This is a genomic window from Mediterraneibacter sp. (assembly GCF_030825015.1).
Classification (GTDB): domain Bacteria; phylum Bacillota; class Clostridia; order Lachnospirales; family Lachnospiraceae; genus Mediterraneibacter.
In genome coordinates this window covers 23,665-38,942 of sequence record NZ_JAPJQP010000016.1, presented here as the reverse complement: position 1 = coordinate 38,942, position 15,278 = coordinate 23,665, and the positions used below count along the sequence as shown (strand labels likewise).

Annotated in this window: 13 protein-coding genes and 2 tRNA genes; 5 read left to right on the top strand and 10 right to left on the bottom strand. The window is 43.1% G+C overall.

The annotated features are described in order from the left end of the window. Positions 1–117: 117 nt before the first annotated feature. The 5 genes from RCH61_RS07660 to RCH61_RS07640 all read right to left on the bottom strand — a co-directional run bounded on the left by RCH61_RS07660 (position 118) and on the right by RCH61_RS07640 (position 2,981). Complete coding sequence (locus RCH61_RS07660; RefSeq protein ID WP_306480339.1) at positions 118–567, bottom strand: zf-HC2 domain-containing protein; 450 nt, start codon at positions 565–567, stop codon at positions 118–120. Then, positions 560–1,030, bottom strand: a complete 471-nt coding sequence (locus tag RCH61_RS07655) for an RNA polymerase sigma factor (protein WP_306480338.1) — start codon at positions 1,028–1,030, stop codon at positions 560–562. The genes RCH61_RS07660 and RCH61_RS07655 overlap by 8 nt, the downstream gene beginning before the upstream one ends. A 487-nt stretch (positions 1,031–1,517) precedes the next feature. Further along, positions 1,518–1,591, bottom strand: a tRNA-Pro gene (locus RCH61_RS07650). A 35-nt stretch (positions 1,592–1,626) separates the two neighbouring features. Next, a tRNA-Gln gene (locus RCH61_RS07645) sits at positions 1,627–1,698 on the bottom strand. 266 nt (positions 1,699–1,964) lie between these two features. Next, positions 1,965–2,981: a glycosyltransferase family 2 protein gene (locus tag RCH61_RS07640; protein WP_178006366.1), complete on the bottom strand. Its 1,017-nt coding sequence runs from the start codon at positions 2,979–2,981 to the stop codon at positions 1,965–1,967. 246 nt (positions 2,982–3,227) lie between these two features. Between RCH61_RS07640 and RCH61_RS07635 the strand changes: the two genes are divergently transcribed. The 5 genes from RCH61_RS07635 to RCH61_RS07615 all read left to right on the top strand — a co-directional run bounded on the left by RCH61_RS07635 (position 3,228) and on the right by RCH61_RS07615 (position 9,558). Continuing rightward, positions 3,228–4,451, top strand: coding sequence for a 6-phosphofructokinase (locus tag RCH61_RS07635; RefSeq protein ID WP_178006367.1), 1,224 nt, complete (start codon positions 3,228–3,230; stop codon positions 4,449–4,451). Between the two features lie 207 nt (positions 4,452–4,658). After that, the gene (locus RCH61_RS07630) at positions 4,659–5,786 is read left to right on the top strand and encodes an ROK family transcriptional regulator (protein ID WP_306480337.1); all 1,128 of its coding nucleotides are present in this window, start codon (positions 4,659–4,661) and stop codon (positions 5,784–5,786) included. A gap of 347 nt (positions 5,787–6,133) precedes the next feature. Then, positions 6,134–7,186, top strand: coding sequence for an NAD(P)-dependent alcohol dehydrogenase (locus tag RCH61_RS07625; RefSeq protein ID WP_306480336.1), 1,053 nt, complete (start codon positions 6,134–6,136; stop codon positions 7,184–7,186). 49 nt (positions 7,187–7,235) lie between these two features. Then, positions 7,236–8,609 carry an MFS transporter gene (locus RCH61_RS07620; protein ID WP_306480335.1) on the top strand — a complete coding sequence of 458 codons (1,374 nt, stop codon included), beginning with the start codon at positions 7,236–7,238 and terminating at the stop codon, positions 8,607–8,609. Then, positions 8,602–9,558 carry a carbohydrate kinase family protein gene (locus RCH61_RS07615; RefSeq protein ID WP_178006468.1) on the top strand — a complete coding sequence of 319 codons (957 nt, stop codon included), beginning with the start codon at positions 8,602–8,604 and terminating at the stop codon, positions 9,556–9,558. The genes RCH61_RS07620 and RCH61_RS07615 overlap by 8 nt, the downstream gene beginning before the upstream one ends. On the opposite strand, the gene RCH61_RS07610 is transcribed toward RCH61_RS07615, so the two are convergent. The 5 genes from RCH61_RS07610 to RCH61_RS07590 all read right to left on the bottom strand — a co-directional run bounded on the left by RCH61_RS07610 (position 9,555) and on the right by RCH61_RS07590 (position 14,831). Beyond that, entirely contained in the window at positions 9,555–10,139 is a 585-nt protein-coding gene (locus RCH61_RS07610; protein WP_178006469.1) for an ANTAR domain-containing response regulator, read from the bottom strand. The genes RCH61_RS07615 and RCH61_RS07610 overlap by 4 nt on opposite strands. Before the next feature lie 31 nt (positions 10,140–10,170). Continuing rightward, a complete protein-coding gene (locus tag RCH61_RS07605) occupies positions 10,171–11,394 on the bottom strand; it encodes a glutamine synthetase family protein (RefSeq protein ID WP_178006470.1) in 1,224 nt (407 codons plus the stop codon). 69 nt (positions 11,395–11,463) lie between these two features. After that, positions 11,464–12,186 (bottom strand): glutamate synthase, encoded by a 723-nt coding sequence (locus tag RCH61_RS07600; RefSeq protein WP_306480334.1) that lies wholly within the window; start codon positions 12,184–12,186, stop codon positions 11,464–11,466. 45 nt (positions 12,187–12,231) lie between these two features. Then, positions 12,232–13,737, bottom strand: a complete 1,506-nt coding sequence (locus RCH61_RS07595) for a glutamate synthase-related protein (RefSeq protein ID WP_178007564.1) — start codon at positions 13,735–13,737, stop codon at positions 12,232–12,234. Beyond that, the gene (locus RCH61_RS07590) at positions 13,737–14,831 is read right to left on the bottom strand and encodes a class II glutamine amidotransferase (protein WP_178007562.1); all 1,095 of its coding nucleotides are present in this window, start codon (positions 14,829–14,831) and stop codon (positions 13,737–13,739) included. The genes RCH61_RS07595 and RCH61_RS07590 overlap by 1 nt, the downstream gene beginning before the upstream one ends. Positions 14,832–15,278: the final 447 nt, after the last annotated feature.

Below are 15,278 nucleotides of genomic sequence, written 5' to 3'. Positions count from 1 at the left end.
TTACCATAGAAGACCTTCTAAAACATTATTTACAGAAAAAGTTTCACATTCTCTTAGATTCCCCTCTTTGTGCTGATTTGTCGTATAAGCTGGACGTTAATTTTTAACCATTTTACTTTATCGTTTTCTAATTATTTTCTTGATAAGCAGTATTAGCAAAAAATAAATTACACATACTACAATTCCTGCAGCGCAACTCCATGAAGCCAATACATACCAAAGACTTTTCGCTCTCTCAATTTGATAAGCGGCGATCTCTCCTCGTTCAAGAACAGTAAGCCCTAGTATCGCAATCGGAGTGCATGCGCCTAAAATGAATGCTATAACCGCCCCCAAAACCGTCAGTATTTTTTGATAAAATCTCACCTTTTTTAATGGATTACTTTTTAATTCGATATTTGTGTTTTGAACATCTATTTGCGTTTCCATTTCCACCAACTTTTTTTTGCACTCTTCACACTCGTTTAAATGTTTATCGATATCCTTTTTCGTTTGTTCAGATAATATATCATCTTGATATAACGGTAACAAATCGGAAACAATGTAGCATGGAAGTTTTTTATTCATTTTTCAACATCTCCTTTACAATTTTTTGTTTTCCTCTAAAAAAAGTTACTCTTGTCCAATTTTCTGTTTTGCCAATTATCTCTCCAATTTCAGCAAAAGATAAGTTGCTGATTAACCTTAAATACATTACTTCGCGTACAGGCTCATTCATATCATGTATCAACTGTAAGATTTCTTTTTGCTCCCATTGAACATTCATTTTTTGCGTATCCGTTATTTCCGGGATGTCATCATCTATGGATAAGGTTTCCTGGCGTTTTCTTAAATCTTTTAACCAGACATTTTTGGCAATTCCACACAACCAAGTCAATATGGAACTGTTTCCCTTAAATCGGTCAATGCATTGAACAGCTTGAAAGAAAGTTTCTTGAGTAAGTTCCTCTGCAATATCCACATTATTTGTCTTGCTCAATAAAAACAAAAATACTTTTCTTGAATACATCTCATATATTTCTTCAATCACTTGCGCTTTCAACCTCCTTCTACTCATTAGTGCCAAATTATGTTATTTTGTTACAATCATCTTAGTCAAAAGGAAAATAATTATAATATATAATCTCTTCATACATAATTTATGGCTGCAAAATACGAACTTCGTCAGCATACTTTGCGAAATCCCCAGTTCTTTTGCCGGTTCCGTAACAGTGATCTTCTTTTCTTTCCGCTATTTCTTGAAACAAAAGAATTTTTAAAGTTAGGAAAATGAGCAGTTCTTACCTGCAGGTCAGCGGAATGCCTAAATCAGTTGTTGCGAGTATGCTGGGGCATACGGAAGAAGTGAAAGAATAATATTATACTTATGATACTTCAAAACTTGATGAAAAGAAAAAGATTATCCAGACGCGCAACGCCAAATCCAAAAATCTGACATGCGCCGGATAATCCAAACCAAAGCCAACCGGCTTTTTCTCTCTGTAAAAATGAAAAACCCCCGTAAAAACGAGGGTGAATCGGAGTGACAGGATTCGAACCTGCGGCCTCTACGTCCCGAACGTAGCGCTCTACCAAGCTGAGCCACACTCCGATAAAATAAGGAATCTGCTGTTCACAAATTCCAAGCTACGGAAAAGGGACTTGAACCCCTACTAACAGAGTCAGAGTCTGCTGTGCTGCCAATTACACCATTCCGCATTGTTGTATTTTGTTGTTTCCCGTAGGCAACATGGTTATTATATCAGACTCGAAAAAAAAATCAAGTGTTTTTTTGAAAAAAATGAAAAAAATTGTATTTTAGAAAAATGTAAAAGTAAATTCCGGTATGTAAGATCCGATACATAGAAAATGATTCTCTATGTATCGGATGCTTTTTGCAATGGCGGAGAGCCAAAGTACAGGCTTGTCTGAGACATTGGCGACCACTTGCAATCCCGGAATGTGCCTTTTGGCACTTCCGGTGATTAGTTGAATCCGATCAGCCTCCGTGCGACGCTGTAAGCCAGAGATGATACTTTGCGGCCGGATCTTCCCGGAAGATTCATTGTCTGTCCGAGGATGCCGTAGCGGATCTTTACATAAGTTTTGTAGTCTTTCCGTTTCAGGAAGTTCCAAAGTTCTTTCTTTTTTATCAGATTATCTGGTTTTTTTGAACGAATACATAAGATGGATGAAACTGTCATCATGATCGCGAGATAATTGATCATGTATTTTCGAAGCTTTTTGCTTTCTACCATTCGGAGAGAATACATGGAAATCATCATCTTTGTCACGAATAATTGCTGGTCGATCCTTCCGATCATAATTTTCTCGTTAACGGACTGATCTTCGCGTCCGATAAAATATCGATAAAAGTCTACGTTCAGGTAATAAAGAGTGCGTACATGAGGCAGCGGATAATACACATAAATGTTATCTACATAGAATGTATGCTTTGGCAGTTTTAACTGGCAAAGTTTTAGCAGCTCTGTCCGGTAGAGGACGGAATGCATTAAAATGTATTGGTCAAGACGGAAATGTCCGATATCATCCCAGCGGAAAATTTTATTTTCAGGGAGGACATTATCATAGCGGATTACTTTTTTATGTTCCATTCCGACTTTCTCATAGACGTAGTTTGAAATGACCATATCGACCAAAGTGTCCTGTTCAACAAATTTTTTGACTGTGTCGAGAAGTTGAAACAGAGCGTTTTCGTCCACCCAATCGTCGCTGTCTACAACTTTGAAATATTTTCCGGAGGCATGGGAAAGTCCACAGTTCACGGCGTCGCCGTGCCCTCCGTTTTCTTTTTGGATTGCTTTGACAATCGTCGGGTATTGGGCTTCATACCGTTCGGCGATCTCCTGTGTTCCGTCTTTCGATCCGTCGTTGACGATGAGGATCTCGACATCTTCTCCGCCGACAAGAATGGAACGAATCGCTTTTTCCATATAAGCTTCCGAGTTGTAGCAGGGAATTGCAAATGAAATGTATTTCATATCGTACCTCCTGATTTTTGTCTTTCGAGGCAGTCGGAAATCAGACGTTCGCTTCATCCAGTCTATTTCGCTCCTGCCTATGGTGTAGTATACATTAGTTATTGTATATTGTAAAATTTAATTTTTTCATATATAGTAAAGATGTTGCTGTGAATGAGGGAAAAGACCACAGTCACGGAAGAAGGTCGGAAAGGAAAACAACGTGTTACGGCGGGGTGATCTGCCGGTTTTGGTAAGGAGGAAGAAATGAAGAAAAACGTGATCGTAGGACAGTCGGGCGGACCGACAGCGGTTATCAATGCAAGTTTATACGGAGTCGTAGCCGAAGCATTAAGGAGAAACGATTCTTTCGGCAAGGTGTACGGAATGATTAACGGGATCGAGGGATTCGCCGAAGGCAAGGTTATGGATATGGAAGATCTGAATCGTTCAGGAGAGCTGGAATTAGTAAAGACGACGCCGGGATCTTATCTTGGTTCCTGCAGATATAAACTGCCGAAAGACTTGAATGATGGAATATATCCGAAGTTATTCGAAAGATTTGCAGAATATAATATCGGTTATTTCTTTTATATCGGAGGCAATGATTCCATGGACACAGTGAGCAAATTGTCTCGTTATGCGAAGCAGATCGGAAGCGATATTTCTTTTATGGGGATCCCGAAGACGATTGATAACGATCTTGTGAATACAGATCATACGCCGGGATTCGGAAGCGCGGCAAAATATGTGGCATCAACTGTCAGAGAAATTGCCGTTGACGCGTCTGTGTATGACAATAAAAAATCTGTGACGATCGTTGAAGTTATGGGGCGTCATGCAGGATGGCTTACAGCGGCAAGTGCGTTGGCACGAAAATTCGAAGGAGATAACCCGGTGTTGATCTATCTGCCGGAAATTGCATTTGACACAGAACGTTTTATAGAAGATGTGAGAGAGGCGCTTGAAAAAATATCTAATGTGATCGTCTGTATTTCAGAAGGGATCAACGATGGAAAAGGAACGTTTATTTGTGAGCTTGCCAGCGATGTAGGCGTAGATACGTTTGGGCATAAAATGCTGACCGGATCTGGAAAATATTTGGAAAATCTCGTAAAAGAGCGTCTTGGTGTGAAAGTGCGTTCCGTAGAAATGAACGTAAGCCAAAGATGTTCCTCTGCAATGCTTTCTGCCACAGATTTGCAGGAGGCGGTTGACTCCGGCGCATATGGAGTGAGATGTGCGTTAGAAGGGGAAAGCGGGAAAATGATCGCTTTCGTGAGAACAGAAGGGGATGAATATGAGTTAGGATATGAGGCGAAAGACGTCAATGAGATCTGTAATCGGGAGAAAGGCGTACCGGTCGAATGGATCACAAAGAATGGTTCGGATGTGAGCGAAGAGTTTATCCGATATGCAAGACCATTGATTCAAGGGGAAGTGCAGGTTCCGCAGCAGGATGGACTTCCGTTGTTTGCTTACAGAAAATAGAGACAGAGCGTGAGAAGATCAGTGTATGGAAGCAAAGATTGTTCGTGTGTATGCGGAGGAAGCATATCATGCAGCAAGAGGGATAGTGCAGTATGCACAATAAGCGCACAGTGCAGCATGCAGAATGAGCGCACAGCATATTGAAAAGGGTTTTCGTGGGTGTTATACTAAAGAAAATACTTTTATAAAGTATATTTCGGAGGGAATATGGCAGGGAATAAAATGACCAATATGGAGGTAAAGCGGAAGAACAGAAACCGTATTTACCGTTATATGCAGAGAAGCGGAGTCGTTTCAAATCCGGATATCGCGTATGAACTGAAATTAAGCCTTCCAACGGTAACTCAAAACACGAAAGAGTTGATTGAGATGGGGCTGCTGAAGGAAAACGGCGAGCTGGAATCTACGGGAGGCAGAAAGGCGAAAGCGCTCTCTGTTGAGAAAAATGCAAAACTGGCGGCAGGAATTGATCTTACCAAAAATCACATAGGGCTTCTTCTTACAAATCTGGCGGGAGATATTTTAAAATATGAGAGAATGAAATTTCCCTTTTCCAGGAACGATGCTTATTTTTCGGGAGTAAACGATCAGCTTGAAGCATTTCTTGGAGAGTGTGGGATCGAGAAAGAGAAGGTGCTGGGAATAGGCATTTCCGTTCCTGGAATTGTAGATCTTGAGAAAAAAGAAATTACAAATTCCCATGCGTTAGGGATCGAGAAGCTTCCGTTTGAAGAGATAGAACAGTATTTTGCGCTTCCTTGTGTATTTCTCAATGACGCGAACGCCGGGGCATATGCGGAAGGAATCCGGCTCAATGCAGAAAAGAGATTTTTCTATCTTTCTTTAAGTAATACAGTAGGAGGAGCCGTTTTTGACAGAGGAACGCTGATCTATGGAAGCGGTTTTCGCTGCGGGGAAGTGGGGCATATGACGATCGTTCCGAACGGGGAGATGTGTTATTGCGGAAAGGACGGCTGCTTGGATTCTTATTGTAATGCAAAACGGCTGTCAGAACTTGCAGATGGAAAACTGGAAGATTTCTTTATGGGATTAAAGCAGAAAAAAGAACTATTTGCCAGGGAATGGGAACGATATGCGTCATATCTTGCAATCGCAGTCAATAATATTCATATGGTGCTGGATTGTGACATTATTTTGGGCGGATATGTAGGCAGTTATCTGAGTGATTATATAGGGCAGATCAGGGGTGAAGTATCCAAACGGAATACCTTTGCCGAAGACGGCATGTTTATCCGGGAATGTAATTATAAAACAGGCGCGGCAGCATTGGGCGCGGCGTTATATGTGATCGAGGCGTTTGTAGAACAGATTTAAGGATACAGTTCGATCGAAGATCTGTGAGTTTGAAACTTTCGCAAAACAGAAAAACAGATGAGTGATAACGGTATGAAGAGAAAATTCTTCGTACCGTTTTTTTGCAATGGCGCCCGCTTACAATATCGGAATGTGACTTTTGGAACTTCCGGTGATTGATTGCACATGGAATTTTTTCTTAGCGTTATTGTGATAATTGACAAAAAGAAAAAGTAAAAAATAGTAAAACTAGCTGAAAAAGAAGAATAACAGAGTCTGTCTATTGACAAAATGTGAGATGAAAACTATAATTTAGATACTTAATAAAACTATTTAATAAAGTGATTTACAAAAGGGAGGAAATAAAAATGGATGGAAAAATGAAAGTTGCAGTTATGAATGGAATCGGACAGATGGGATTTGAAGAGAGAGAGATCCCGAAGCCAAAAGCAGACGAGGTGCTTGTAAAATTGGAGTATGTAGGAATCTGTGGTTCAGACCTTCATTATTATGAAACAGGAGCGATCGGCGATTATGTCGTGAAACCGCCGTTCGTATTAGGGCATGAGCCTGGAGGCGTTGTAGTAGAGGTTGGAGAAGACGTTCACCATCTGAAGGCAGGCGACCGTGTGGCGCTGGAGCCGGGAAAGACTTGCGGACATTGTGAATTTTGTAAAGAAGGAAAGTATAATCTTTGCCCGGACGTTGTCTTTTTTGCGACGCCTCCGGTAGATGGAGTATTTCAGGAGTATGTGGCTCATGAAGCGGATCTTTGTTTTAAACTGCCGGAAAATGTAAGTACGCTGGAAGGAGCGTTGATCGAGCCTTTGGCAGTTGGATTCCATGCGGCAATACAAGGAGACGCGCACTTAGGCCAGAAGGCGGTCGTTATGGGCGCAGGATGTATCGGCCTTGTTTCTATGATGGCATTAAAGGCGCGCGGCGTATCGGAAGTATATGTCGTAGATATTATGGACAAACGTTTGGAAAAGGCGATGGAACTGGGCGCGTCAGGAGTGATCAACGGAGCGAAGGAAAATGTGTTGGATCGGGTAAATGAATTGACAAATGGAAAAGGAATGGATCTTGTCGTTGAGACTGCGGGAACAGAAATCACAACAAGGCAGGCGATTCAGATTGCCAAGAAAGGTTCTAACATTGTTTTGGTCGGATACAGCAAAACAGGAGAGATGACATTGCCGATGAGTCTTGTGCTGGATAAAGAACTTACATTTAAGACAGTATTCCGCTATCGTCATATTTATCCGATGGCGATCGAGGCAGTTGCTTCCGGTAAAGTAAATCTGAAAGGAATTGTGACAGATATCTTTCCGCTGGATGAGGTTCAAAAAGCGATGGATTATAGTGTGAATAATAAAGCGGATATTGTAAAAGCAGTGATTAAGATTACGGAAGATTAAAGTTGATAATATGTGCCGACAGCATTTATATGGCAGTGGAGGAAGAGCAATGGAAAATAAGGATACGAATATTAAGATCCCGTTGATCAGTAAGATCGCTTATGGAATGGGAGATGTCGGCTGTAATTTCAGTTGGATGTTTGTAGGTAATTTTTTAATGATTTTTTATACAGATGTGTTTGGGATCAGCATGAGCGCGGTTGCAGGATTGATGTTGTTCTCCAGATTTTGGGATGCCGTTAACGACCCGATCGTAGGAGCGCTGAGCGATAAGACGCATACAAGATGGGGCAGATATCGTCCATGGCTTCTGATCGCGGCTCCGCTGACCGCCCTTATTTTGATCATTTCGTTTTGGGCGCATCCGAACTGGTCGTCAACAGCTAAGATTGTCTATATGGCAATTACATATTGTATTTTAGTTTTGGGTTATACCTGTGTGAATATTCCGTATGGCACTTTGTGCGGAGCAATGACTCAAAATATTGAGGAACGTGCGAAAATCAATACATTTCGTTCCGTAAGTGCGATGATCGCCATCGGAATTATCAATATTATTACGGTTCCTTTTATTTCGTTTCTCGGCAAAGGAAACGATCAAAGAGGATACCTTCTCGTAGCAGTTGTTTACGGATGTATTTTTGCGGCATGTCATATTTTCTGCTTCGCGAAAACGAAAGAAGCGGTGGAAGTTCCGGAAAAACAGAGAATCTCCCTGAAGACGCAGCTTCAGGCGGTGATCCAAAACAAGCCATATCTGATCGCGGTTGTCGGACAGTTTCTGTTTGGAGTAACTCTTTATGGAAGAAATGCTGACGCGTTATATTATTTTACTTATGTGGAGGGAAATAAAGCGTTGTTCAGTACATATTCGTTATGTATTATTATTCCGTCCATTATCGGAGCGGCCTGTTTTCCGCCTCTGTTCAGACTGACGAATAATAAGGGGCGCTCGGCATCTATCTTTGCATTTATGACAGGCATCAGTATGTTTATGATGTATTTCTTTAGTGTGGAGGCTTCCCCGATCCCGTTTTATATCTTCTCCTGTCTGGCGCAGTTTTTCTTCTCGGGATTTAATACGGCGATTTATGCGATCATTCCGGATTGTGTAGAGTACGGAGAATGGAAGACGGGGCTTCGCAACGACGGATTTCAGTATGCATTTATTTCTCTTGGAAATAAAGTAGGTATGGCTATTGGAACATCGGTCCTGGCTGCGGTTCTGGGAGCTTGCGGATATGCTGCAAATACACAGCAAAATCCGGTTGTTTTGGCGGTGATGAAACATTCCTTTACAACGATCCCGGGAATTTTGTGGGTGATAACGGCAGTTGTATTATTCTTTTACCGTTTGAATAAAAAGTCGTATAATAGGATCGTAAAAGAAATTCAGGAGAGGAAGGGAAAAGAAAATGTATGATGTAGCAGCGTTAGGGGAACTGTTGATTGATTTTATTCAAAACGGAAAGAGCGAACAGGGAAATCTCCTTTTTGAAGCAAATCCCGGAGGGGCTCCCTGCAATGTCCTGGCAATGCTGAAAAACCTGGGATATAAAACTGCTTTTATCGGAAAGGTCGGAGAAGACTCTTTCGGGCGGCTTTTGGCACATACTTTGGAAAAGGCGGGAATAGAAACGAAAGGGCTCTTGTATGATCAGGAAATCCCGACAACACTTGCGCTTGTGCATAACACAGAAGACGGGGACAGAGAATTTTCGTTCTATAGAAATCCCGGCGCCGATGTGATGCTGCGCGAAAATGAGATTCAGTACGATCTCATAAAGGACTGCCGGATCTTTCATTTCGGTTCTTTGTCCATGACATCTGAGCCGGCAAAAACGGCGACAAGAGCGGCGCTTGAGTTTGCAAAAAAGGAAAATAAAATGATCTCTTTTGATCCGAATTTAAGAATGCCGCTCTGGAAAAGTGAAGAGCAGGCGAAAGCGGCGATCTGGTATGGAATCGAACAATGCGATCTATTAAAGATCGCAGATAATGAGATTCAATGGCTGACAGGGGAGTCGGATTTTGATAAGGGGGCAGAACAGATAAAAGCGCGTTCGAAGGTAAGGCTGCTTAACGTTACCCTCGGAAAAGAAGGAAGTATTGCTTATTACAAAGATAAAAAGATCTGTGCCGAACCATTTGTGAATGAACGCACAATCGATACAACAGGGGCTGGAGATACATTTTGTGCATGTATATTAGGCAGTGTTTTAGAGTATGGTTTAGAAGATCTTTCAGATAATATCCTTTATGGAATGCTTCGCAGGGCGAATGCTGCGGCTTCTCTTGTGACAATGAGAAAGGGCGCGATCCGTTCGATGCCGCGTGAAGAGGAGATCAAAGATCTTCTGTATAAAGGTTAAGTATATGTTTTTATGATTTCTTCGGCAATGAACCGTTTGACGATGCAGCGGTCCATTGCCTGTTTTTCTATGTATCGATGTGCCTCGGGTTCGCTCATTTTCAATTCACTGATCAGAATCCATTTGGCTTTGTTGACAAGGCGGATCTCTGCCATCTTTTCTTCGATAGAAGAGGATTTTTTCTCGAATTGTCTCAGTCGTTCTCTGGCGCTTTCCATCCAGCTTAGGGCATAGAGCAGCGTCGGTTTTGATGTTGGTTTCGGTAAGGTGAAGACACCGTATTCGGCAACCTTGTCATGGATCGCGTCATGGATATCGCTTTTTACTAAAAGAAGTACGGCAGACTGCTTGGCGCTGCAAGTGTCGATTGCAAAACGCGTGCCGGCATCGTCAGACAGAGGGGCGTTGATGATGATAAAATCAAAAGTCTTTTCAGCAAGGATACGCTTTGCGGCGCTGACGCTTGATACACTGTGAAGCGGAAAATACCTTGTCTTAGGTAAAAGACCGGTTAGGACAGTGGTAAAACTGTCTGTCGAAGACACAACGAGCGTACTGTAAACACGTTCTTTTAAACTCATTTTGCACCCCTCCTTTGTCTGATTTGTATGATCACATTAATCTTTCATCATTTCGATAAATATTAAGAATCATATCTGGTATATATTGTTTGATAAACCTGCTGTTTGCGGCTTTTATCCATGCTGCCTGAAAATCTCCGGGCAACTGTTCGAATTGTGCAAGAGTATCGGTATCAGCTTTATACAAGTTCATGTCAGCGGGAGCCGGAAGTTCCGGCTTATTTTTCATGCCGTCCAAAACTGCATAGATGATCAGGGCAAATGCCAGATAAGTATTTGCGGACGGATCGGGAGAACGAAGTTCTGCGCGGCAGTATTCTCCGACAGCTGCGGGAACACGGATAAGCTGGGAACGATTCTGTCTGGACCAGGAGATGTATCTTGGCGCTTTGTGGCTGCCGAAACGACGATAGGAATCTTCAGATGGATTTAGAAAGACCGTCATGTCAGCCGTTTTACTTAAAATTCCTGCAATTATATCATCCATATGATCCTGATGGTCGGAAGTTTTGACCGATATATTAATATGGAATCCGGTACCGGGTTTGTTTTCCAACGGTTTCGGACTGAAATCGGCAAACAGTCCGTTGCTTCCGGCAATCGTTCTTACAACGGTCTGAAAAGTCATGACGTTGTCTGCGGCAGTGAGCGGATCTGAATAGCGAAAATCGATCTCGTTTTGTCCGGGGCCTTCTTCGTGATGGGAACTTTCAGGCTGAATGCCCATCTGTTCCAGTGTCAGGCAGACTTCTCTTCGAATATTCTCTCCTTTGTCTTCGGGCGCGATATCCATATAACTTGCTGTATCATACGGATCTTTTGTGGGATTTCCGTTATCATCTAAATTAAACAGATAAAATTCCTGCTCTGCGCCGAAGTAGAATTGACATCCGGCGTCTTCTGCTGTCTGAACTGCCTTTTTTAAAATCGAACGTGTGTCGCATTCAAAGACCGTTCCGTCTGGATAAGTGATGCTGCAGAACATTCTTACGACACGCCCGTGTTCCGGTCGCCATGGAAGAGGCATGAGTGTGTCTGCATCAGGATGCAGGAAGAGATCTGAATTACTTTCATCGCCGAATCCGGCGATAGCAGACGCGTCAATGGCAATGCCGTACTGAAAAGCACGGGGGAGTTCCTGCGGCATGATCGATATATTTTTCTGTTTTCCGAATACATCACAAAAGACAAGTCGGATAAATTTTACATCTTCCTCCTGCACATATTGGATGACCTCTTCTTTTGAATATTTCATAAACCTACCTACTTTCTACTGCAATCGATTGACTGCTGCTGTATTTGAATTCCGGGGACGTTTTATTATCTAATTCGTCACATACATTTGTTTAAACGGATTTTTGCTGTCCGGTGTGATGACTGTAAAAGGAGCGGATAAAAGGTCTTCAATATCAGATCCGAATTCTGTGCAGTACTCGGATAAATAGCCGAGGATTTCTCTGAGATCTTCTTCCTGCGCCGGTCTGGCGGTTACCTGTTTTGGAAAATGGATCTTGTCGCAGTTTCCGCGCAGGAACATTTTGCCGCCGTGCATTCCGGTACAGGGGAAATTGCCTACGATCTTTTTCCCGTCTGTATGAAGGCCGAGAACTATGATGATACCGCCTGCCTGATATTCCCCGAGAAAACTTCCGGCATGCCCGCCGATGATCATGACAGGGATTTTTTCTTTGTAAGATTTCATATGGATTCCGGCGCGATATCCGGCGTTCCCCTGAATATAGATCTTTCCGCCGCGCATCGCATAACCTGCGGCGTCGCCGATATTGCCGTGAATGAGGATCTTTCCTTCATTCATCGTATCGCCAACGGCGTCTTGCGCGTTGCCGTTTACTTTGATCACTGCGTTGTTTAAGTAAGAACCAAGCGCGTTTCCGGGGATTCCGTTGATCGTAAGATTTTTGTCTGACATACCGGAGGCAATAAATCTTTGCCCGCAGCAGTTCTCAATCGTACAGTCACGTTCTGCATTGCGCAGCGCTTCGTTTACAGTTTTATAATCTAAATCAGCAGCATTGATTATTTTCATATTATATCATACCTCCGATTATTTGTTTGAAAATTCTTTTGATTTTTATTCCCCTGCATGAGAGATGCCGAGGATTTCAAGTTCTTTTTCCGTAAGGCCGATTCCACGCAGCATCAGGCGGTTTCCGCGAAGCGCTTCTATGGAATTGATTCCCATACCGCCCATTAATTCTTTGATCTCATGTTTCCAGGCGGTCATCAGATTGATCAGCCGTCTGCTTCCTGTCTCAGGATCCAGTCTTTGAACAAGCTCAGGACGCTGCGTCGCGATGCCCCAGTTGCATTTGCCGCTCTGACATGTACGGCAGAGATGGCATCCTAGGGCGAGAAGAGCTGCGGTTGCAACATAGCAGGCGTCTGCGCCGAGGGCGATGGCTTTTACTACATCTGCTGCACTTCGGATGCTGCCTCCGACTACGAGAGAAACATTGTTTCTGATCCCTTCGTCGCGGAGTCTTTGATCGACAGAAGCAAGTGCAAGTTCAATAGGAATTCCGACATGATCACGAATTCTTGTCGGCGCGGCTCCTGTACCTCCGCGAAATCCGTCAATGGCGATGATATCGGCTCCGCTTCGGGCAATGCCGCTTGCGATTGCAGCAATATTATGTACGGCGGCTACCTTTACGATGATCGGTTTTTTATAGTTGACTGCTTCCTTTAAAGAAAAAACGAGCTGACGCAGATCTTCAATCGAATAAATGTCGTGGTGAGGCGCGGGAGAAATAGCATCTGAGCCTTCGGGGATCATTCGGGTACGGGAAACATCGCCTACGATCTTCGCGCCCGGAAGATGACCTCCGATGCCGGGTTTTGCACCCTGTCCCATCTTGATCTCGATAGCGGCTCCGGTATTCAGGTAGTCTTCATGAACTCCGAATCGGCCGGAAGCGACCTGTACGATCGTGTTCTCTCCATAACAATAGAAATCTTCGTGAAGTCCTCCCTCTCCTGTGTTATATAAGATGCCAAGTTCTGTCGCTGCCAAAGCCAAAGATTTGTGAGCGTTATAACTGATCGAGCCATAGCTCATAGCGGAAAACATGACCGGCATAGAAAGTTCTAATTGAGGCGGCAGTGTGCAGTCCAGTCTGCCGTCTTCGGATCTGTGGATTTTTTGTGGTTTTTTCCCAAGATATACTTTTGTTTCCATAGGTTCCCGCAAAGGATCGATCGAAGGATTTGTAACCTGTGATGCATTGATCAGTATCTTGTCCCAATAAACGGGAAAAGGTTTCGGATTTCCCATAGAAGAGAGAAGGACACCGCCGCTTTCTGCCTGCTTATAGATCTCCTTGATTGTGTCGTTGGACCAGTTGGAATTCTCCCGGAACGTACAGTCGTTTTTGACGATTTTCAGCGCTCTGGTCGGACATAGGGCGACACAGCGCTGGCAGTTGACACATTTTGATTCGTCGCATGTCATCAGGCGGTGTTCTTCATCAAAATGATGAACGTCGTTTGCACATTGCCGTTCACAGATCCGGCATGCAATACATCTGTCTGCGTTTCTGATTACTTCAAATTCCGGATAGATAAATTCTACATTCATTAAAATGCACCTTCCTTTACTTTAACGATAACAGGTTCTCCGCCTGCCGGAGCCCAGATGTTTTCTGCATCCGGTTCTATCGCGCGGATCGCCGACTCTTCACTGGCGATAAATATTTTATCTTCTTTCTCTCCTACAACCATGGAACGGAGTTTTAAACGGTCATTGAGCGCCATCAGTCCTCCGTTAAAGCCGAATACAATAGAGAATGGTCCGGTGATCAGAAAACTTGAGAACATTGTTCTTAGATAAATGGATTTCTCCTGTTCGCTTAAATCTTCTTTTGATGCGATGGTGCTCCAAAACGGCGCTGCGATCACGCTGGCTGCTTCCTCAAGAGAAAGCCCTTGAACGCGCAGCAGATAATCCATAATATAGGTGATCACTTCCGTATCGGTCTGAAGAGTGCATTTGTAGCCGAACATCTCAATGAATCGGCGGTTTGCGTCATAGGAAGAGATCTCGCCGTTGTGCACGATGGAATAATCGAGCAGTGTGAAGGGATGCGCGCCTCCCCACCAGCCCGGGGTGTTCGTCGGATATCGTCCGTGTGCAGTCCAGGAATATCCTTCATATTCTTCCAGTTTATAAAAGACTCCTACGTCCTCAGGAAAACCGACTGCTTTGAATGTTCCCATATTTTGACCGCTGGAAAAGACATAGGCGCCGGACATTTCTGCGTTGATTTTCATGACCGTTTTGGCTACAAACTCTTTTTCATCCAGCTGAAGGGCGGTCAGAACGGATTTTAATGGGGCGACGAAATATCTCCATATAATAGGTTCGTCTGTGATCGATGGGATCTTACGGGTCGGGATGATCTCCGACTGTACGATTTCGAACTGTTCTTTTAAATATGCCTCGCACTCTTTGCGGGTGCTGCGGGAATCAAAAAAGATATGTAATGCATAAAAATCTTTATAGTCAGGGTAAATACCGTAGCCGGCAAAACCTCCGCCTAATCCGTTAGAACGGTCGTGCATCGGTTTCATAGAATTTGTGATCATTTCACCGGACATTTTCTTGCCTTCTTTAGAAATTACTGCCGAAATTGCACATCCGGAAGGGATCCGTACTTGACCTTCGATTTTCATAATATTTTAGACCTTCCTTTCAGAAAAAATAAAAAAGAAAAGACGCTCATTCTGAGGGCAGATAAATTCTGCTCTGAAAATGAACGCCTTTGCTCATAATTAATATATATACAACGGCTGGAATTGTTTGTCAATCTCTTTTTGTCTTCGTATTTTTTTTCGTATTTTTTTGAAATTTTTCTTAAAAAAGATCCTTGACACAGAAAAATGATAGTGGTATATTCGAATAAATTTTAATAAATCAAACCGTTGAAGAGGAGATAACGGCGATGATGCCTTTACAGAGAGCCTGCGGCGCTGAGAAGCAGGTGAGAAACAAGTCGTCAAATGGACCGCTGAGGGCGCAGTCAAATGTATTGTAAAATACAGAGTATTCTGCGACGTACAGGCATACGTTAGTTGCCGGGGATATGTTGGTATCCTGACAAGAGTACAGCGTCAAAGCTG